General features: G+C 67.9%; 18 protein-coding genes. 13 read left to right on the forward strand and 5 right to left on the reverse strand.

What is annotated here, in order from left to right:
* The first annotated feature begins 20 nt into the window (after positions 1-20).
* The 4 genes from ABS45_RS10245 to ABS45_RS10260 all read left to right on the forward strand — a co-directional run bounded on the left by ABS45_RS10245 (position 21) and on the right by ABS45_RS10260 (position 7,748).
* A complete protein-coding gene (locus ABS45_RS10245) occupies positions 21-1,223 on the forward strand; it encodes a threonine ammonia-lyase (protein ID WP_291555429.1) in 1,203 nt (400 codons plus the stop codon).
* A gap of 210 nt (positions 1,224-1,433) precedes the next feature.
* Complete coding sequence (locus ABS45_RS10250; RefSeq protein WP_291555430.1) at positions 1,434-5,066, forward strand: PAS domain S-box protein; 3,633 nt, start codon at positions 1,434-1,436, stop codon at positions 5,064-5,066.
* Entirely contained in the window at positions 5,063-6,055 is a 993-nt protein-coding gene (locus ABS45_RS10255; RefSeq protein ID WP_291555431.1) for an HD domain-containing phosphohydrolase, read from the forward strand. The genes ABS45_RS10250 and ABS45_RS10255 overlap by 4 nt, the downstream gene beginning before the upstream one ends.
* Positions 6,056-6,068: 13 nt before the next feature.
* Positions 6,069-7,748, forward strand: coding sequence for an NAD(P)-binding protein (locus tag ABS45_RS10260; protein WP_291555432.1), 1,680 nt, complete (start codon positions 6,069-6,071; stop codon positions 7,746-7,748).
* Here the strand turns inward: ABS45_RS10260 and ABS45_RS10265 are convergent.
* Together ABS45_RS10265 and ABS45_RS10270 are read right to left on the reverse strand one after the other, a co-directional pair.
* Positions 7,708-8,307, reverse strand: a complete 600-nt coding sequence (locus tag ABS45_RS10265) for a cytochrome b (RefSeq protein WP_291555433.1) — start codon at positions 8,305-8,307, stop codon at positions 7,708-7,710. The genes ABS45_RS10260 and ABS45_RS10265 overlap by 41 nt on opposite strands.
* Positions 8,308-8,327: 20 nt before the next feature.
* Positions 8,328-8,660 carry a PepSY domain-containing protein gene (locus ABS45_RS10270; protein ID WP_291555434.1) on the reverse strand — a complete coding sequence of 111 codons (333 nt, stop codon included), beginning with the start codon at positions 8,658-8,660 and terminating at the stop codon, positions 8,328-8,330.
* Positions 8,661-8,798: 138 nt separating this feature from the next.
* On the opposite strand from ABS45_RS10270, the gene ABS45_RS10275 reads away from it, so the two are divergent.
* The 7 genes from ABS45_RS10275 to ABS45_RS10305 all read left to right on the forward strand — a co-directional run bounded on the left by ABS45_RS10275 (position 8,799) and on the right by ABS45_RS10305 (position 13,509).
* Entirely contained in the window at positions 8,799-9,125 is a 327-nt protein-coding gene (locus tag ABS45_RS10275) for a PepSY domain-containing protein (protein ID WP_291555435.1), read from the forward strand.
* Positions 9,125-9,796 carry a response regulator transcription factor gene (locus tag ABS45_RS10280; protein WP_291555436.1) on the forward strand — a complete coding sequence of 224 codons (672 nt, stop codon included), beginning with the start codon at positions 9,125-9,127 and terminating at the stop codon, positions 9,794-9,796. Before ABS45_RS10275 ends, ABS45_RS10280 begins: the two co-directional genes overlap by 1 nt.
* Positions 9,793-11,160: a sensor histidine kinase gene (locus tag ABS45_RS10285; protein ID WP_291555437.1), complete on the forward strand. Its 1,368-nt coding sequence runs from the start codon at positions 9,793-9,795 to the stop codon at positions 11,158-11,160. Before ABS45_RS10280 ends, ABS45_RS10285 begins: the two co-directional genes overlap by 4 nt.
* A 61-nt stretch (positions 11,161-11,221) precedes the next feature.
* Positions 11,222-11,530: a nucleotidyltransferase domain-containing protein gene (locus ABS45_RS10290; protein WP_291555438.1), complete on the forward strand. Its 309-nt coding sequence runs from the start codon at positions 11,222-11,224 to the stop codon at positions 11,528-11,530.
* The gene (locus ABS45_RS10295; RefSeq protein WP_291555439.1) at positions 11,520-11,864 is read left to right on the forward strand and encodes a HepT-like ribonuclease domain-containing protein; all 345 of its coding nucleotides are present in this window, start codon (positions 11,520-11,522) and stop codon (positions 11,862-11,864) included. The genes ABS45_RS10290 and ABS45_RS10295 overlap by 11 nt, the downstream gene beginning before the upstream one ends.
* A gap of 45 nt (positions 11,865-11,909) precedes the next feature.
* Positions 11,910-12,734, forward strand: a complete 825-nt coding sequence (locus tag ABS45_RS10300; protein ID WP_291555440.1) for an SDR family oxidoreductase — start codon at positions 11,910-11,912, stop codon at positions 12,732-12,734.
* Positions 12,685-13,509 (forward strand): restriction endonuclease, encoded by an 825-nt coding sequence (locus ABS45_RS10305; protein ID WP_291555441.1) that lies wholly within the window; start codon positions 12,685-12,687, stop codon positions 13,507-13,509. The genes ABS45_RS10300 and ABS45_RS10305 overlap by 50 nt, the downstream gene beginning before the upstream one ends.
* A gap of 129 nt (positions 13,510-13,638) precedes the next feature.
* Here ABS45_RS10305 and ABS45_RS10310 read toward each other — a convergent pair whose 3' ends face one another.
* Together ABS45_RS10310 and ABS45_RS10315 are read right to left on the reverse strand one after the other, a co-directional pair.
* Positions 13,639-15,081 carry a M20 family metallopeptidase gene (locus tag ABS45_RS10310; RefSeq protein WP_291555442.1) on the reverse strand — a complete coding sequence of 481 codons (1,443 nt, stop codon included), beginning with the start codon at positions 15,079-15,081 and terminating at the stop codon, positions 13,639-13,641.
* A gap of 34 nt (positions 15,082-15,115) precedes the next feature.
* Entirely contained in the window at positions 15,116-16,324 is a 1,209-nt protein-coding gene (locus ABS45_RS10315; protein WP_291555443.1) for a GGDEF domain-containing protein, read from the reverse strand.
* A gap of 132 nt (positions 16,325-16,456) precedes the next feature.
* Here ABS45_RS10315 and ABS45_RS10320 point away from each other — a divergent pair, with 132 nt between their 5' ends.
* Positions 16,457-17,725, forward strand: coding sequence for a diaminopimelate decarboxylase (locus ABS45_RS10320; protein ID WP_291555444.1), 1,269 nt, complete (start codon positions 16,457-16,459; stop codon positions 17,723-17,725).
* Positions 17,726-17,741: 16 nt separating this feature from the next.
* On the forward strand, positions 17,742-18,581 hold the full coding sequence (gene nadE / locus ABS45_RS10325) for an ammonia-dependent NAD(+) synthetase (protein WP_291555445.1): 840 nt from the start codon (positions 17,742-17,744) through the stop codon (positions 18,579-18,581).
* On the opposite strand, the gene ABS45_RS10330 is transcribed toward nadE, so the two are convergent.
* On the reverse strand, positions 18,556-19,725 hold the full coding sequence (locus ABS45_RS10330) for a GGDEF domain-containing protein (protein WP_291555447.1): 1,170 nt from the start codon (positions 19,723-19,725) through the stop codon (positions 18,556-18,558). The genes nadE and ABS45_RS10330 overlap by 26 nt on opposite strands.
* Between the last annotated feature and the right edge of the window lie 86 nt (positions 19,726-19,811).

The following is a 19,811-nucleotide window of genomic DNA, read 5'->3' on the forward strand; positions in this document are numbered from 1 at the left end:
CGCCTCACAATAAGCCCACCATGCTGCAACTCTCCGACATCCGGCAAGCCGCCGCCCGCATCGCTGGGCAGGTGCTCGAAACCCCCTGCGTCGAATCGCGCACTCTCTCCGAGCTCACCGGGGCGCAGGTGTTCCTGAAGATGGAAAACCTGCAATTCACCGCCTCATTCAAGGAGCGCGGCGCATGCAACAAGCTCAGGCAGCTATCGGATGAAGAGCGCCGGCGCGGCGTGATCGCGATGAGCGCGGGCAACCACGCGCAGGGTGTGGCCTACCACGCCGAGCAGCTCGGCATTCCCGCCACCATCGTCATGCCGGGCTTCACGCCGGGCGTGAAGGTGGCGCGCACCCAAGGTTTTGGTGCGCGTGTGCTGTTGCACGGCAATACGCTGGAAGAAGCGGCGGCGCATGCGCGCGCGCTGGCGGCGCAGCAGCAGCTGGTGTTCGTGCACCCCTACGACGACGAAGCCATCATGGCCGGCCAGGGCACGCTGGCGCTGGAGATGCTGGCCGCGCGGCCCGATCTCGATACGCTCGTGGTGCCGGTCGGCGGCGGCGGGCTGATCGCTGGCATCGCCACCGCCGCCAAGGCGCTCAAGCCCGCGATCGCGGTGATCGGCGTGCAGGCGCAGCGCTTCCCGGCCATGGTCAACGCCGTCAAGGGCGAGCACCACGCGCAGGGCGCCAGCACGATTGCCGAGGGCATTGCCGTGGGCGCGCCGGGCGCGCACTGCGTGGACGCGATTCGCCGGCATGTGGACGATCTGCTGCTGGTAGATGAAGGCGATATCGAGCAGGCCATCGTGCTGCTGCTGGAAATCGAAAAAACCCTGGCCGAGGGCGCGGGCGCGGCGGCGCTGGCGGCGCTGATGCGTCACAAGGCGCGCTTTGCCGGCCAGAAGGTCGGCATGGTGCTCTCGGGCGGCAACATCGATCCGCAGTTGCTGGCGCAGATCATCGGGCGCGGACTGGTGCGGTCGGGCCGGCTGATGCGCATCGTCGTCAGCACGCGTGACGTGCCCGGCAGCCTGGCGCGCATCACCGCGCTGGTGGCCGAGGCCGGCGCCAACATCGACGAGGTGCACCACCAGCGCGCCTTCACGCTGCTGGCGGCGCAAAACGTCGAGATCGAGATGGTGCTGCAGACGCGCAGCCGCGAGCATGCGGCGGATGTCGTCGAGCGTCTGCGCACCGCGGGGCTTGAGGTGCGCAAGCAACCGTAGCCGGCAGCGATGGGGGCTCTGGTGCCACCGCGCTTCCTTCGCGAACCTTTCTGGTTTGCACGACTGAATGGCTGGAACGGTTCGTGCATGCGTTGGTATCCAACAACGGGCCAGGGCGCGTGCGCGCCACCCGCCTGCTATAAAACAGAGCAAGAAAAGTTGCTTGCATGACACCTGACCTACCCGCCCCCGGGCCTTGACGTGCAACCCATGTCCATCCTTGACGGCTTTTTCGTCACCGGCGTCGCCAGCGACCCGATGCTCTGGCGCGAGCACGATCCGTGGATGGTCGTGCTGTCGGCGGCGCTGGCGGTGGGTGCGTCGATGGTGGCGCTGCACATGGCGGCGCTGGCGCGCGAGGCCGATACCCCGCGCAGCCGGGGCTGGATTCTGGGCTCGGGCGCATTTGCCATGGGCGGTGGCATCTGGGCGATGCACTTTGTCGGCATGCTGGCCTTCACCCTGTGCGCGCGCGGCGCGTTCAACCCGTGGTTGACACTGGCCTCCATGCTGCCCGGCTGGGGCGCCTCCTGGGTGACGCTGCAATGGCTGGTGCGCCCGCAATTGAGCGCCGGCCTGCTGGCGCTGGGCGGCCTGCTGATGGGCGCGGGCATTGGCACCATGCACTACCTGGGCATGGCCGCCTCCAGCATGACGCCCTACTTCGGCTACGACCCGCTGGGCTTTGCCATCTCCATCGTGGTGGCGGTGGTGCTGGCCATGCTGGCGCTGTGGGTGCGCCTGGGCCTGCAGCGGCATGTGCTGAACAACAACTACCTGACCACCGCCATCGCCGGCCTGGTGATGGGACTGGCGATCACCGGCATGCACTACACCGCGATGGCGGTGGTGCTGGGCATGCTGGCGGTGGCCCTCGTCGCCGGGCTGCGCTACCGCGATCTGTTTACCGGCGTGCGCGCCAGCGAGGCCCGCCTGCGCGCGGTGCTGGAGACGGCGGTGGACGGCATCGTCACCATCGATGCGCAGGGCACGGTGCTCTCGTTCAACCCGGGGGCAGAGCGCATGCTGGGCTGGAGCGCGCAGGAGGTGATAGGGCACAACGTGAACATGCTCATGCCCGAGCCTTGGCGCAGCGCGCACGATGGCTACCTGGCGCACCACATGGTGACGGGTGAGAAACGCATCATCGGCACCGGGCGCGACGTGCAGGCGCTGACACGCGACGGCCGCCGGCTGCCGATTCGTCTCGCCGTGGGGCGCATCAGCCAGACCTATCCGCCTACATTTGTCGGCTTCATCACCGACATGAGCGCGCGCCAGGCGATGGAAGATTCCCTGCGCCAGAGCGAGGAGCAATTGCGCACGCTGATGGAGAACATCCCCGGCGTCACCTTCCGCTGCCGCAACGATGACAACTGGAGCATGCTGCTGATCAGCCCCAACGTGCAGGCGCTGACCGGTTGGCCTGCCGAGGCCTTTGTCGCGGGGCGCGTGCACCTGGAGTCGCTGATCCACCCGCACGACAGCGACGGGGTGAAGCAGGCCGTGCAGAGTGCGGTGCTTGAGCGGCGTTCCTATGAGATTCAATACCGCCTGCGCCATCGCAACGGCCAGGTGCGCTGGGTCTCGGAAAGTGGCCGCCCGAGCGTGGATGTGCAGGGCCAGGCGCTGTGGGTGGATGGCGTGATGCTGGATGTCACGGACGCCAAGGCGCGCAACGCCGAGTTGGAAGGCATGCTGGCCGCCATCGGTCGTTCGCTGGCGGTGCTGGAGCTGGACATGGATGGGCAGGTGCTCACGGCCAACGACAAGTTCCTGGAGCTCACCGGCTATACGCTGGAAGACCTGCAATGGCGGCACTACGGCCGGCTGTGCCCGCCCGAGCTGATGCACGACGCGACCCATCGGCGCGGCTGGGAGCGCCTGCAGTGGGCCGAGCCCTTTGCCGAGGAAGCGCAGCGCCTGCACAAGGATGGCCGCGTGCTGTGGGTGCAGGCGCTGTACAACCCGATTCTCGATTCCGATGAAGTGCCGTTCAAGGTGGTGCAGTTCGTCTTTGACGTGACGCTGCGGCGCCAGCAGCAGAACCTGCGCTCGGCCAAGGAGCACGCCGAACAGGTGGCGAGCGCGCGCAGCAACTTCCTGGCCAGCATGAGCCACGAGATCCGCACGCCGATGAACGCCATCCTCGGATTTACCGAGGCGCTGCTGGATACGCCGCTCAGCGAATCGCAGCGCCACCAGCTGGGCATCGTGCACGGCGCCTCGAAGTCGCTGCTGCAGCTGCTCAACGACATCCTGGACAGCGCCCGTCTGGAGCGCGGCGCGGTGGCGCTGGAGGCCGCGGATTTTTCGCTGCGCGACATCTGCCAGCAGGCGCTCGATACGCTGCGCGTGCTGGCGCGCCCCAAGGGGCTGTCGCTGATGCTGGATTACCCGACGGCGCTGCCCGAGCATTTCCGCGGCGACAGCCTGCGCCTGCAGCAGGTGCTGATCAATCTGCTGGGCAATGCAGTGAAGTTCACCGAGCGCGGCGAAGTCCTGCTGCGTGTGGGGTTTGCCGATGGCCAGCTGAGCCTGGAGGTGCACGACACCGGCATCGGCATGACGGCCGAGCAGTTGGAGCGCGTCTTCGAGCCCTTCACCCAGGCCGACGCCAGCACCGCGCGGCGCTTTGGCGGCACCGGGCTGGGCACCACGATTGCGCGCCAGCTGGTGCAGCTGATGGGCGGCAGCATCACGGCCCGCAGCGAACCGGGGCAGGGCAGCGTGTTCACCGTTTGCCTGCCGCTGCAGCCGGGCCAGGCGCCGCGTGCGGCGGCGGCGCAGCGCAGCCGGCTGCCGGCCCAGCTGCACCTGCTGGTGGTGGACGACGTGCCCCATAACCTGGAGCTGCTGCAGACCCTGCTGGCGCGCGACGGCCACCGCGTCACGCAGGCCAGCGGCGGTGAGCTGGCCGTGCTGCTGTGCGCGGCGGAGCGCTTTGACGCGGTGCTGATGGACCTGCAGATGCCCGAGGTGGACGGCTTTGCCGCCACGCGGCGCATCCGCGCGCAGGAGCAGCGCAGCCGGCGCGCACGTCTGCCCATCATCGCGCTGTCGGCCAGCGTGCTGGAGGAAGACAAGCAGCATGCGCTGGATGCCGGCATGGACGGCTTTGCCACCAAGCCGGTGAACCTGGCGCGTTTGTATGCCGAGATCGCCCGCGTGCTGGGGCTGCAGCTGCAGTTCGTGGCCGCGCCGCCGCAACCGGTGCTGCCGGCGGCTGCGGGGGCCGGCGCGCCGGTGGACTGGGCCGAGGGCGCGCAGCTCTGGGGCGATGAAACCGCCTTCCTGCGCGCGCTGCAGCGCTTTGTCAATGAACAGGCGCAGGCGCCGCAGCAGCTGGCGCAACTGCAGGCACAAGGCCGGTGGCCGGCGCTGGCGGCGCAGGCACACCAGTTGTGCGGCGCTGCCGGGCATCTGGCGCTGGCGCCGCTGCTGGCTTTGCTGCGGGCGCTCGAGCAGGCCGCCAGGGACGAGCGGGCCGCCGATGCGCAGCGCCAGCTCCAGGCGCTGCCCGCCGCGTGGCAGGCCGTTAGCGCTGCCGTGCAGGAGGCCGCGAAGCACGCCCGCGCGCCCACTTCCGCGCCATCGCCGCCCGCGCCCGTGCTGGATGCCGCGCAACTGCAGCAGCTGCACCAGGCGCTGGCACAGGCGACGGCCTTGCTGGCGCAGGGCCGACTGCCGCCCGCGCTGGCCTCCGACTGGTGCGCCCACCTGCCCGCTGATGAAGTGCAGCGCCTGAACGATGCCATCGGGCGGTTTGATTTTTCCGCCGCGCAAGCCGCGATCGACGCGCTGCGCGAGGATCTGGCGAGCAGCGCCGCCGCCACGCCATGAACACCCCGCACGACCATCGCCCCAGCGTGCTCATCGTCGACGATGAGCCAACCAATCTGCATGTCCTGCGCCAGGTGCTGGATGCCGACTACCAGCTGCTGTTTGCCACCAGCGGGGCGCGTGCGCTGGAGCTGGCGCGGCAACAGGCGCCGGACCTGATCCTGCTGGACGTGATGATGCCGGGCATGGACGGCTACAGCGTCTGCGTCGCGCTGAAGGCCGATGAGCAGACGCGCGCCACGCCGGTGATTTTTGTCAGCGCCCTGAGCGATACGCAGGACGAAACCCGCGGCTTTGAGGCCGGCGGCGTGGACTACATCACCAAGCCGGTGCGCGCCGCCGTGGTGCGCGCGCGCGTGAAGACGCATTTGTCGCTGGTGCAGATCGACGAGCTGCGCGAATCCCGCCTGCAGATCGTGCAGCGCCTGGGACGCGCGGCTGAATACAAAGACAACGAAACCGGCATGCACGTCATCCGCATGAGCCACTACGCGCGCCTGCTGGCGCTGGCGGCCGACTGCAGCCCGCGCTGGGCCAGTGACCTGCTGAGCGCCGCGCCCATGCACGACGTGGGCAAGATCGGCATCCCCGATGCGGTGCTGCGCAAACCCGGCCCGCTGGATGCGCACGAATGGGCCATCATGCGCACCCATCCGCAGATCGGCGCCGAGATCATCGGCCAGCACCCTTCCGGCGTGCTGCAGCTGACCTACGCCGTGGCGCTGTCGCACCATGAGAAGTGGGACGGCAGCGGCTACCCCCACGGTCTGGCCGGCGAGGCGATCCCGCTGGAGGCGCGCATCGTGGCGCTGGCCGACGTGTTTGATGCACTCACCTCCGATCGCCCCTACAAAAAGGCCTGGTCGGCCGAGCAGGCGATCGCGCACATGCAGGAGCAAGCTTGCCGGCATTTCGATCCGGCGCTGGTGCAGCTGTTCACACCGCTGCTGCCCCGGCTGCTGGACATCCGCGAACGCTGGGCCGATTGAGCCCGCACGCAGCATGCGCCGCCGCGCCTTCCTGAGCCTGCCGCCGCTGGGCGCGCTGGCGGCATGCAGCCCGCGTGTGCGCGACATTTCGGGCGGTTTCACCGGCATAGCCGTGCAGCGCGGCCACGCATTGCGCGATGTGCTCGCGCAAGGGCAGCTTCGCGCACCTTCCGAACATCGGCGCACCCGCGTGCTGATCGCCGGCGGCGGCGTTGCCGGGCTGGCGGCAGCGCGTGCGCTGCGTCTGGCGGGCACTGAAGACCTTGCCCTGCTGGAACTGGAAGATGACGCGGGCGGCAACAGCCGCGGCACGCAGGTGGCCGGCATCGCCTGCCCGCGCGGCGCCCATTACCTGCCGCTGCCTGGGGATGATGCGAGCGAGGTGCAGGATTTTCTGGAAGAGCTTGGCCTGCGCCGCCGCGTGGCCGGGCGCTGGCAGTATGACGAGCGCAGCCTGTGCCACAGCCCGCAGGAGCGGCTGTACTGGAATGGCGCCTGGCACGAGGGCTTGCTGCCGGTCGAGGGCGTGGGCGCAGCCACGCTGGCGGCGTACCAGCGCTTTGCGCAGCGCGTGGCGCAGCTCTCGGGCGAGGCGCGCTTTGCCATGCCTACCATCAAAACCTGGCAATCAAATCATGGTCTGGCACCCGCCCATCAAGCGCTGGATGCTTTGATTTTTGATGATTGGCTGGAGCGCGAAGGCTTTCGCGATGCGCACCTGCGCTGGTATCTGGACTACTGCTGCCGCGACGACTATGGCGCGGGCAGTGGCCGCGTCTCGGCCTGGGCCGGCATCCACTACTTTGCCAGCCGCCATGGCTTTGAGGCGCCTGGCGAGCGCGGCGATGAAGAGCGCGACGCCGTGCTGACCTGGCCCGAAGGCAATGGCTGGCTCACGCGCCAACTCGCCGCGCCGCTGGTTGCCAAGGGACAGCTGCATACTGCCACCAGCGTGCTGCGCATCGCCCAGGGGCGCCACGGCGTGGAAGTGGATGCGCTGGAGCACGCCAGTGGCCGCGTCGTCCGCTGGCAGGCCGAGCGCTGCGTGGTGGCCTTGCCGGTGTTCATTGCCGCACGGGTGGTGCAGAACCCGCCGGATTTTCTGCGTGCGGCAGCGGCGCGCCTGGCCTGGGCGCCCTGGCTGGTGGCCAACATCCATATTGACCGGCCATTGCAGGATCGCCCCGGCGCCGCCCCGGCCTGGGACAACGTGCTCTACGACCACGAGGCGCGCGGCGGGCTGGGCTATGTCGATGCCGGGCACCAGCGCCTGGATGTGGGCGCGCAGATCGCCGGCGCTACGGTGCTCAGCTACTACCAGGCGCTGGGCGACTGGGTCGATGGACGCGAGCAGCTGCTGAACCAGCCCTGGACGCACTGGCGCGATGCCATCGTGCAGACGCTGGCGCGCCCGCACCCGGACATCGCCGAGCGCGCCACGCGCATGGAGATCACACGCTACGGCCACGCAATGGCCATCCCGCGACCGGGCGACCAGGCGTTTTTGAGCCAAATCGGCTTGCAGCGCTTGCCAGAAAAGCGTTACCAGCTATTGAATGGAGAGCTCGTGGCATGGCTTCCCAAGCCTGCAACCGAGCGCCTGGTGTTTGCGCATGCGGATTGGTCGGGCTACTCGGTGTTCGAGGAAGCCTTCACGCGCGGCCATGCGGCGGGGCTGCAGGTGGCGGGTTGATACCCGGTGGGTGTGCCGGGCGGCGCTGCCATGCCATGCGCTCCAACGTGGCGTCGTGCAGTATCCAGTGGTGCACCAAAGCGGCTGTGGCGTGCAGGCCGATCAGCCAGTAGCCCAGCGTGCCCAGGGTTTCGTGGATCTCCTTGAGATTGCCCGCCAGCAGCTTGTCCGGCACTATGAACACGGGCATCTGCAAGCCGAAGAACGGCACCGGCGTGCCCTTGGCGTTCAGGCTGAGATACCCGAGGATGGGCGCGGCGATCAGCAGGGCGTACAGCGCCCAGTGCATGGCGTGCGCCAGCCGCGCTTGCCACGCGGGGGTGCCAGGCAGTGCGGCGGGCACGCCCAGCACCAGCCGCAGCGGCAGGCGCAGCAGCACCACGGCGAACACCGCCACGCCCAGCGTTTCGTGCCAGGTTTTGGCAAGCGCCCGCGCGCCGCTGCCTTTGGGCAGACCGTCGTGCAGTTCGATCAGCAGATAAACCGCGGCGAGCAACGCCAGCGTCAGCCAGTGCAGTGCCATCAGCGTGGGGTGGTAGCGATCGGTGGCGGTGGACATGACGGCCTCCTGGCGGGGTTTCAGTCGTGGTGTTTGCGCGTGCGCGTGCGCTCGACGGCGCCAGTTTGCGCGTTGACGTAGAGCTTGACCGGCTGGCCCTGGGCGTCGAGCGCCTTGGCCTCGTAGCCGCCATGCTCGTAGTCGATTTCCAGGATGTCGCGGTAGCCGGCGGTCTCCAGGCGCTCGGCGATCTCGCGGATGGAGAGTTTTTGCGCCGGTGCGCCAATGGCGGCAGGACTGGCGGTGGGGCTGGTTGCGGCGGGTGCGCTGCTCTGCGCCTGCGCCAGACCCAGGCTCAGCGCCGAGGCGGCAATCAGGCCGGCAACCAGGCTGCGGCGGGTGGTGGTATGCATGTGAACTCCTTCGGTGGTTGAACAAGCGCCCCCAGCGGCGTGCTTCGGGCGTGGAATGCATTGTTCAAAACCGGCGCTGAACACAAGCTGAAGGCGGCGTTCATCGGCCGTTCATCGTCGCTGGGCTACAAATGGCGCATGACTACCCGCACTTTTTTGACCATCCTGTCGTCGGTTCTGTTGTCTGGCGTCTGCGCCCTGACGCTGCCTGCGGCAGCACATGAGCACGACGAACATGAGCGCGCGCGCCAGGCGCTGCAACAGGGCCGAGTGCTGCCGCTGGCCAGCGTCATCGCCAAGGTGGAGCAGGAGCTGCAAGGCCAGGTCGTCAAAATAGAGTTTGACGAAGACGATGGCCGCTACCTCTACGAAATCCGCCTGCTGCAACGCGACGGCCGCATGGCCAAGCTCAAGGTGGACGCGGTTGATGGCCGGATTCTGAAAATCAAACGCAAGGAGCGTTGATGCGCATTCTGGTGGTTGAGGACGAACCCACGCTGCAGGCGCAGTTGGTGGCCGCCATTGCCGGCGCCGGCCACACGGTGGAGGCGGCGGCCGACGGGCGCGAGGCGCAGTACCTGGGCGAGGTCGAAGATTTTGACGCCGTGGTGCTGGACCTGGGCCTGCCGCTGATCGACGGCCTGTCGGTGCTGCGCCGCTGGCGCGCGGCCGGGCGCAGGATGCCGGTGCTCATCCTCACGGCGCGCGCCAGCTGGCAGGAAAAGGTGGCCGGCATGGACGCCGGCGCCGACGACTACCTGGCCAAGCCGTTTCACATGGAAGAGCTGCTGGCGCGGCTGCGCGCCCTGCTCCGCCGCCTGGGCGAGCACGCCAGCGCCGAATGGCACTGCGGTGCCATCAGCCTGGACACGCGCGCCGCACGCGTGCTGGTCGATGGCCTGGAGCTGCCGCTGACCAGCCACGAATTCAAGCTGCTGGCGCAGCTGATGCAGCGCAAGGGCGAAGTGCTCTCGCGCACCGAAGTGGCGGAGCACCTGTACCCGCAGGACAGCGAGCGCGACTCCAACACCATCGAGGTCTTCGTCGGCCGGCTGCGCAAGAAGCTGCCCGAGGGCAGCATAGAGACCGTGCGCGGCCTGGGCTACCGGCTGGTCGACAGCGCCGCTGCTGCATGAAAAATTCGCTGCGCCTGCGCCTTCTGGTCGGCACCCTGGCCTGGCTGCTCTTGAGCATCGCCGCCGCCGGCTGGGGGCTGCGTGCGCTGCTGCAAGGGCATATAGCGCAGCAGCTGGTGGTGCAGCTGGTGATGGACCTGGACCATTTGAGCGGCAGCATCGACTGGGCGCCGGACGGCCGCCTGGACGTGGACAAGCAGCCCGACGCGCGCCTGGCGCAGCCGCTGTCGGGCCTGTACTGGCAGATCGACCGGCTGGGCGCGCAGCCGCAAGCCGGCCTGGCGCGCTCGCGTTCGCTGTGGGACCAGACCTTGCAGCTGCCCGCGGCGCCCGCCGCCTACCTGGCGCAGGGCCACAGCGTTTTGCAGCTGCACGACGCGCAGGGCCATGCGCTGCTGGCCGTGGCGCGCAGCGTGCAGCTGGCCGACGAGGGCGCGCCACCGCTGCGCCTGGTGGTAGCTGGCGACAAGGCGCTGATCGCCGAGCCCCTGGGGCGTTTCACGCACATCCTGCTGCTGGCCCTGGGTGCGCTGGCTCTGGGCCTGGCGCTGGCCGTGGCGCTGCAGCTGCAGCTGGCGCTGCGCCCGCTCACAACGCTGCGCCAGCGCCTGGCCGCCGTGCGCGCCGGGCAGGCCGAACGGCTTGAAGGCGGCTTTGCGCAAGAGCTGGAACCCTTGGTGAATGAGTTCAACCACGTGCTCGGCGAGAACGCCGAGATGGTGCGCCGCGCCCGCGCGCAGGCGGGCAACCTGGCGCATGCGGTCAACACGCCACTGACCATCCTGGCCAACGCCGCGCAGGGGCAGCAGACGCCGCTGGCGCTTCTCGTGCGCGAGCAGGCCGAGGCCGCGCGCCGACAGGTCGATTGGCACCTGGCGCGCGCACGCGCCAGCGCCGCCGTGCGCGCCACCGGCCTGGCCACGCCGGTGCTCGAACCGCTTCAAGCGCTGCTGCGCACCATGGCGCGGCTGCACGAAGAGCGCGGTGTCACCTTCGCGCTGGCGCCGGGCGTGCGCGACGCGCGCTTTCGCGGCGAAGCGCAAGACCTGTATGAAATGCTCGGCAACCTGATCGACAACGCCGGCAAATGGGCGCGCGCGCGTGTGCTCGTCGATCTGGCTCAGGACGGAGGAATGCTGCATTTCACGATCGACGACGACGGGCCCGGCCTGCCCGAAGCCGAGCGCGCACGCATTTTCGAGCGCGGCGTGCAGCTGGCCGACACCGAGGGCGCGCGCGCGGGTGCCGGGCTGGGGCTGGATATCGTGCGCTCGCTGGCCGAAACCTATGGCGGCAGCGTGCATGCCGATGATTCACCGCTGGGGGGCTTGCGCATGCGGCTGGAGTTGCCTGCGGCGTCCTGAAGTCCCGGGATGCTTGTCATCGGCTGTTGCCGTTCGAGCCTGACTCGCTACACTCGGACGCATGCACCCCGCGATCGCCAAACACCAATCCGAGATCGCCGCGATCTGCCGACGTTTCGGCATTCGGCGGCTGGATGTGTTTGGTTCGGCGGCGCGTGGGCAGGATTTCGACGCCAGTCGCAGTGATGCGGATTTTCTCGTTGAATTCGCGCCCGATACTCCTGCGGACCTGAGCGGCTTTTTCGGAGCCAAGCAGGCACTGGAGCAAGTGCTGGGTCGGGAGGTTGATCTGGTCGAGCAAGGCGCGGTGCGCAATCCCTACGTGCTGTCGCAAATCGAACACCAGCGCCAAAACGTGTATGGCACGTGACCCACGCGCGTATCTTTGGGATGTCCGGGAGGCCGGGCAGGACATTCAGTCTTTCGTGCAAGGCATGGATGCGGCGACGTTTGCCGACAACGCCTTGGTGCAGGCGGCCGTCGAGCGCAAATTCGAAGTCATTGGCGAAGCCCTGAACCAGTTGTCCAAGGCGGATCAGGTGCTTGCTGCACGTGTCCCCGACGTGGCGCACATCGTCGCGTTTCGCAATCAACTCATCCATGGGTACGCCGCGATACGGCCGGAAACCGTCTGGCAGATCGCACGTACGGCGCTGCCCGGTTTGCTCGCTGCGGTGCAGGCCTTGTTGCAAGAGCAGGGTTGAACCTGAAAATGGCAGTTGAATCTGCGGGTTGAAAGGAGGCTCGTGATGGATCTGGAAATCGCCGGTCGCTGGGCGCTGGTGTGCGGCGCCAGCAAGGGGCTGGGCCGGGGGTGCGCGCAGGCGCTCGTCGCCGAGGGCGTGAACCTCGTGATCAACGCGCGCAGCGAGGCGCCGTTGTTGCAGACAGCTTCTGAATTGAGAGCTGTTGGCGCCCAGTGGGCAAGCGCTACAGGCCAAAATCAGCCAAAAATCGCGGCGGTCGCCTGCGACATCACCACGGCGCAGGGCCGCGAAGCCGTGTGGGCGGCAGCCGGCGGGCCGGGTCGGGATTTCGACATCATGCTCACCAACGCGGGCGGCCCGCCGACGGGGGACTTTCGCGGCTTTACGGCCGACGATTGGCAGCGTGCGGTGAATGCCAACATGCTCACGCCGATCGAGCTCATCCGCGCAGTGGTCGATGGCATGGCGGCGCGCGGCTACGGGCGCATCCTGAACATCACGTCCAGTGCGGTCAAGGCGCCGATCGACGTGCTGGCGCTGTCCAACGGCGCGAGGAGCGGCCTTACCGGCTTCGTTGCCGGGCTGGCGCGTTCCGCGATTGCGGCGAATGGCGTGACGGTGAACAACCTGCTGCCGGGCAAGTTCGACACCGACCGACTGAACGCCACGCTGGTCGCCGCCGCCGAGAAAACCGGCCAGACGCTGGAGCACGTGCGCCACGCCCAGGCGGCGCAAATCCCGGCGCGCCGCTTTGGCACGCCAGGCGAATTCGGCGCGTTGTGCGCTTTTTTGTGCAGCCCGCAGGCGGATTACATCAATGGGCAGAACCTTCTGCTCGATGGCGGGCTGTATCCGGGGACGTTTTGAATCTGATGAAGTGTTCCAAGTTGAATTGCAGGGGAGTGGGCAAGTGGCAAGGAAGAAGAAGGGCAGCACGGCCGGCGACCTGTTCGATGTGATCGCGGTATTGCCGTGGTGGGTGGGTGTGGGCTTGGCGGTACTGGCTTATGTGCTTTTGCATCGCTTTGCCGCAGAGGAGGTCGCTGTGGCAACTTCGACGAATCAAATGGGAAGCATGGCAGCCGCCTATTTGCTCAAGGCGTTGGTCTTTTGGGGACAATATCTTCTGCCCTTGATTTTCTTGGCCGCTGCCCTGGCGTCGGTCATCAAAAGGCACAAGCGCCAAGGCCTGATCACCCGCGTGGCCGGCGATTCTGACGGCGCGACCTTGCGCGCCATGGCGTGGAGAGATTTCGAGCTGCTTGTCGGCGAGGCGTTTCGCATGCGTGGCTACACCGTCATCGAGACGGGAAGCGGTGGTGCCGATGGCGGCGTCGATTTGCGGCTGGCCAAAGGGCGTGAAACCTTTCTGGTGCAGTGCAAGCACTGGAAGGCATTCAAGGTGCCGGTTCAAGTCGTGCGTGAGTTGTATGGCGTGATGGCCGCCGAGGGCGCTGCAGGAGGCTTCGTCGTCACTTCTGGTGCGTTCACCTCGGAAGCCCGCGCTTTCGTCAGGGGCTGCAACATCGAACTGATCGATGGGCCCAAACTCAAGGCCATGGTCGATGCGGTGCTGCCGACGGTTCGTGAACGGGCGGAAAGTCAACCGGCTGCGGCATCGACGGCAGTGTCAAGTAAATGATCCAGCGACGACGACCATGCGGCCGCCTCGCTCTGCCGGTTTAGTGAATGCGGCTGATCGGTTCATTTCCTAAAACAAGAGCTATTTGCGCTTGCTGGGTAATGGAAAAAGGCATAAATCGTTCAACTATCAGGGCATGCTCGCCAGCACCTGCGCCACTGCCGCCGTGAGCCGCTTGGCGTACGGCAGGTGCAGGAATTCGTTGGGCCCGTGCGCGTTGCTTCTGGGGCCGAGCACGCCGCAGACCACCATCTGCGCGCTCGGAAAGCCCTGGCTCAGGATGTTCATCAAGGGAATCGTGCCGCCCTGGCCGATGTAGCCGCAGGGCGCGCCAAACTGCGCTTGGCTGGCGTCGTCGAGCGCCTTCGCCAGCCAGGGCGCGACGGCCGGTGCGTTCCAGCCGCTGGCCGCGCCGTCGACGTGAAAGGTCACGCGCGCGTGGTATGGCGCGTTGTCTTCCAGGATGCGCTTCATCTCGGCCACGCAGGCGCCCGCGTCCACCGTCGGCGGCGTGCGCAGGCTGAGCTTGAAGGCCGTGTAGGGGCGCAGCACGTTGCCCGCGTCCTTGAGCGCGGGCAGGCCCTCCGCGCCGGTGACGGAGAGCGTCGGCTCCCAGGTACGCTTGATGAGGGCCTGCACCGGGTCGCTCGTCGTCGCCAGCGCCACCTGCTGCGCGCCGCCGCAGTCGTAGTGCGCCCAAGGGAAATTGCCGATCACTGACTGACCGAGGATGGCCGCCGTCGCGCGCGCCTGCGCCAGGCGCTCGGCGGGTACCTCGCAGTGAAAGCCCTCGGGAAGCAGGCGGCCGGTGCGCGAGTCTTCGAGCCGGTCCAGCACCTCGCGCATGATGCGAAACGACGAGGGCACGACGCCCGAGGAATCGCCCGAGTGCACGCCTTCGGTCAGGATCTCGACCTTGAGCGTGCCGCTGGCCATGCCGCGCAGGCTGGTGGTGAGCCAGAGCTGGTCGTAGTTGCCCGCGCCCGAATCCAGGCAGACCACCAGCGCCACGTTGCCCAGCCGCGTCCGCAATGCATCGACGTAGGGCAGCAGGTCGGTCGAGCCGCTTTCCTCGCAGGTTTCGAACAGGCCGACGATGCGCGGGTGCGCCACGCCCTGGCGCTGCAATTCCTTGATTGCGGCCACGCTGGCGTAGATGGCGTAGCCATCGTCCGCGCCGCCGCGCCCGTAGAGCTTGTCGTCCTGAATGACGGGCGTCCACGGCCCCAGGTCGCCGCGCCATCCTTCGAATTCGGGTTGCTTGTCCAGGTGGCCGTACATCAGCGCGGTCTGTGCGCTGCTGCTGTGCGCGGCCGGTACCTCGAAGAAGATCAGCGGCGTGCGACCGGGCAGGCGCACCACCTCCAGTGCCAGCCCGGCCACCTGCTGTTGCTCGACCCACATCGCGGCGCGGCGCACCACGGTTTCGATGTGGCCCAGCTCGCGCCAGTCGGCGGCAAAGGCCGGGGACTTGGCCGGGACGGCGATGTAGTCCTGGATCTGACGCGTGATGTCTTCGTCCCAGGCCTGGGTCAGGCGCCGGGCGGCCAGTTGGCTGTCAAAAGTGGTCATGGTGCGAAAGGGGTGGAGTTGGGGCGGCCGTGCATCACGCCCGCGCGGGCGCCGGCCTGGCACCGATCAGCGCGTGCATGCGCGACAAGGGCGCGCTTTCCACGCGGTTGCGTCCTTCGCGCTTGGCGGCATACAGCGCCTCGTCGGCGGCGGCAATCAGGTGCTCTGGTTGGTCGCCCGGCTCCAGCGATTCGGTGCAGCGGCCGATGCTGATGGTGAACGCAATGCTTTTGCCCTGGAAGGTGCAGGGGCTCTGCGCCACCATGTGGCGCAATTTCTCTGCCGCAATCTGCCCTCCGCCAGGGTCTGTGCCGGGCAGCAGCAGCAGGAATTCCTCCCCGCCCCAGCGGCCTGCCAGATCCTGCGCGCGCAGCCGCTGCCTGAGCAGCCCGGCCAGATGCTGCAGCACGGCATCGCCTGCGGCGTGGCCGTGGGTGTCGTTGATGGCCTTGAAGTGGTCGACATCCAGCAGCAGCAGCGCGTAGGGCTGACGCGCACGGATGGCGCGCGCCACGTCGCGGGCCAGGGTCTGCAGCAGCATGCGGCGGTTGGCCAGGCCGGTCAGCTCGTCGTGGCGTGCCAGGTGGCGGTTGGCGGCATCCGCCCGGTCCTTGGCCATGAGGATGAAGCCCAGCGAGGCCAGCAGCACGACGACGAAGGCAGAGAGCAAGGTGATGCTTTGCCCCGTGCCATTGCCAACGAAGCTGGCTTGCGGCGCGCCCTTGATGGCGTACCACAGCCCGCGCCCGAGCAGGAGCAGCCCCTGCGCGCCCAGCGCCACGCTGACCAGCAGGGCGCCGCGCAGTTGCGCCGGCGCATCGGGGCGCCAAAGGGCCCGGAGAATCAGCGCGATCTGCAGTGCCAGCAGAAAGCTGCTGGACAGCAGGCGCCCTTGGTAGCTCTGCAGAAACAGCGTCATCAGCGCCGCGGTGGCGACCACCGGCAGCGCCATCTGCAGGCGTGGCATCGTCCGGCCGTGGAATTCGGCCACGGCGCCCAGCAGCAGCGCGAACACCAGCGCCAGCAGCGTATTGGCCAGTACCACGCTGATCCAGTCCGTGACCTGCCCGCGCAGCAGAAACAGCAGGTAGGTAACCGCATGCGCCACCAGCGCCAGGGCCCACAGGCCCAGGCCTTCGCGGCGCCGTGGCCGTACCACGCTCATGGCAATCGCCATGCTGAGCGTTCCGGCGGCCACCATGACCATCATGGTGGGGGTGTCAAGCGGGGGCAGGAGGGCCATGGGATGCCAAAGTGCGAGCGTTGGCGCAAGTCTATCGCCGCGGGTGCGGGCGCAGGCAGACAGGGCGGCCGGACAGGTGCACAATCGCCGCCCGCCATTTGCGGCGCTCAACCCTTGTTGGAATACCTGACCATGCCTCTCTCCAGCGCCTATCGCCAGCGGCTGTTTCCGCTGCTGCCCGAGCTTGCCACCTGCTTTGGCACGCCGTTTCACATCTACGACGAAGCCGGCATCCGCACGACCGGTGCGCAGCTCAAGCAGGCCTTTGCCGGGGTGGGGCGGTTTCGCGAGTACTACGCGGTCAAGGCCTTGCCCAATCCGCGCATTCTGGCGCTGATGCACGAGATGGGTTTCGGCTTTGACTGCAGCTCGGTGGCCGAGCTGCAGCTCGCGCGCGCGGCCGGTGCGCGGGGCGATGACATCATGTTCACCTCCAACAACACCTCGCCCGAGGAGTTCGTCGCCGCGGCGCAGGATGGCGGCTGCCTGCTGAACCTGGACGACATCAGCCTCATCGCCAAGGTGCCGCAGATGCCCGAACTCATCTGCTTTCGCTACAACCCCGGCCCGGCGCGCAGCGGCAACAGCATCATCGGCAACCCGGTGGAGGCCAAGTACGGCGTGGCGCACGAGCAGCTGCTGGATGCCTTCCGTCAGGCGCGCGAGCGCGGCGCCAGGCGCTTTGGCCTGCACACCATGTTGGCCTCCAACGAGCGCGATTGCCGCTACGTGGTCGAGACGGTGCGCATGCTGCTGGATGTGATCGCCTGGGTGAGCCGGGAGCTTTCCATCCGCTTCGAGTTCATCAACATGGGCGGCGGTCTGGGCATTCCCTACCAGCCCGAAGACAGCGCATTCGATGTGGCCCGGCTGGGGCGCGAAACGCAGGCGCTGGTGCAGGACTTCGAGCAGGCGCAGGGCTATGCGCCCGCGGTGTTCATGGAAAGCGGCCGCTACATGACCGGCCCGCATGGCGTGCTGGTGACGCGCGCGATCAACCACAAGGACACCTACCGGCGCTTCATCGGCGTGGATGCCTGCATGTCGGCGCTGATGCGCCCCGGCATGTACGGTGCCTACCACCACATCGAGGTGGTAGGCAAGGCGCCGGGCGCCGACGATGTGGCGGTGGATGTGGTGGGCTCGCTGTGCGAGAACAACGACAAATTTGCCATCGAGCGGCCGCTGCCGCCGATCGCCGATGGCGATCTGCTGGTGATCGAAGACACCGGCGCGCACGGCCATGCGATGGGTTTCAACTACAACGGGCGTCTGCGCCCGCAGGAGCTGCTGCTGCGCGCCGATGGCCAGGTGGAGTTGATCCGCCGTGCCGAGACGCTGCAGGATCACTTTGCCACGCTGCAGTTCGAGCCCAAGGTCTGGCACAGTGGCGCTCACTGATCCAGGAGAAGCACGCATGAGCCGTCAGAGTGAGATCGCCGCCGCCCTGCAGGTGGTGCCGCCGTTTGCCGACCAGGCTGCGCTGGTGGCCGAGTGCGAGCGGCGCATCGCCTTCATTGCCGAAACACTGCGCGCCAGCGGCCTGCGCGCGCTGGTGCTGGGCATCAGCGGCGGCATCGATTCCACCTTGGCCGGGCGCCTGGCGCAGCTCGCGGTGCAGCAGCTGCGCGCCGCCACCGGCGAGGCCGCCTGGCGCTTCATTGCCGTGCGCCTGCCGTATGCGCAGCAGTTCGATGAGTCGGACGCGCAGGCGGCGCTGGCGTTCATTCGCGCCGATGAAACGCTCACGGTGCCGATCGCCGCGGGCGTGGATGCGCTGGCGCGGCCGATCGCGGCGCTGCACGCCTTGCCCGCCGCGCGGCGCGACTTCGTGCTCGGCAACATCAAGGCGCGCTGCCGCATGGTGGTGCAGTACGCGATTGCCAATGCGCACCAGGGGCTGGTGATCGGCACCGACCATGCGGCCGAGGCGGTGATGGGTTTCTTTACCAAGTTTGGCGACGGGGCCTGCGATCTGGCGCCCCTGACCGGCCTGGTGAAAGGGCAGATTCGCGCCATCGCCAGGCATTTGGGCGCACCGGCGCATCTGGTGGACAAGACACCGACCGCCGATCTGGAGAACCTGACGCCGGGCAAGCCCGACGAAGTTGCCTATGGCGTGACCTACGCCGAAATCGACGCCTTTTTGCACGGCCAGGCCGTGAGCGACGCGGCAGCGGCGCGCATCATCGCGTTGTACGACGGCAGCGGCCACAAGCGCCGCCTGCCGCTCACGCCCGGTGGAGGCGCCGGCTGACGACCCGGTTGCGCCCGCTTTCCTTGGCTGCATACAAGGCCTGGTCCGCGCCGTCCACCAATTGCTCGGGGGTATCGCCCGCCAGCAAGAATTCCGCGCAGGCGCCGATGCTGATGGTGACGGCAATCGAACGGCCTCGGTAGAGGCAGGGCGTTTGCTCCACGCTCTGGCGCAGCGCTTGCGCCACGCGCAGCGCCCCGGCTTCCGGCGTGACCGGCAGCAACACCATGAATTCCTCGCCACCCCAGCGGCCCGCGATGTCGGGCGCGCGCAGGCGCTGGGTCAGCAGATGCGCGACGTGGCGCAGCACCGCATCGCCCGCCAGATGTCCATGCTGGTCATTCACCGCCTTGAAGTGGTCGATGTCGATCATCAGCACCGCATAGGCCTCGTGCGTGCGAATCGCGCGCGCGGTGTCGCGCACCAGCCCTTTTTCCAGCAGACGGCGGTTGGCCAGACCGGTGAGCGGGTCAAAGCGGGCGAGGCGCTGATTGATGGCGTCGGCGCGCTCCTTGACCAGCAAGATGAACGCGAGCGAAGCCAGCACGACGAAGATGAAGGCCGACAGAAAGGTCAGAATCTGTTCGGGCCCATCGGCCAACAGGCCGCGCTGCCCCGCGCCCTGCCACGTGAACCACAGCCCGCGCCCGAGCAGCAGCACGCCCTGCAGCACCAGCGGCACGCTGAGCAATACGGCGCTGCGCCGGTGTTCGGGCGCCGTGGGCCGCCACAGCGCCCAGACGATCAGCACCAGCTGCAGGCTCAGGACGTAGCTGACCACCAGCACGCGGGCGTGGTAGTTGCCAAGCAACAGTGACAACAGCAGCGCCACGGCCGCGACCGGCAGCGCCATCTGCCAGCGCGGCAGCGGGCGATGATGAAACTGCGCCACGGCGCCCAGCAGCAGTGCCAGCACCGCGGAGAGCAAGACATTGGCCAGCACGATGCTGATCCAGTCCGATATCTGCCCGCGCAGCACGAACAGCGTGAACACCAGCGCGTGCAGCGCCATGGCCGATGCCCACAGGCCCATGCCTTCGCGCCGGCGTGGCTGCACGGCGACGATGGCAGCGGCCATGAGGGTGCTGGCCACGATGTCCATGAGCAGCATCGTTGGCACATGCAGCAACGGTGTCGGTGCCATGGGCGTCCTTGATCCGCGGGTATATGCTTGCACAAGTGTAGCAACCGGCCGCCGCTGGCACGCCTTGCTTCGTTCATCTTTGACTT

This window comes from Comamonas sp. SCN 65-56 (assembly GCF_001724135.1).
Lineage (GTDB): Bacteria > Pseudomonadota > Gammaproteobacteria > Burkholderiales > Burkholderiaceae_C > Comamonas_C.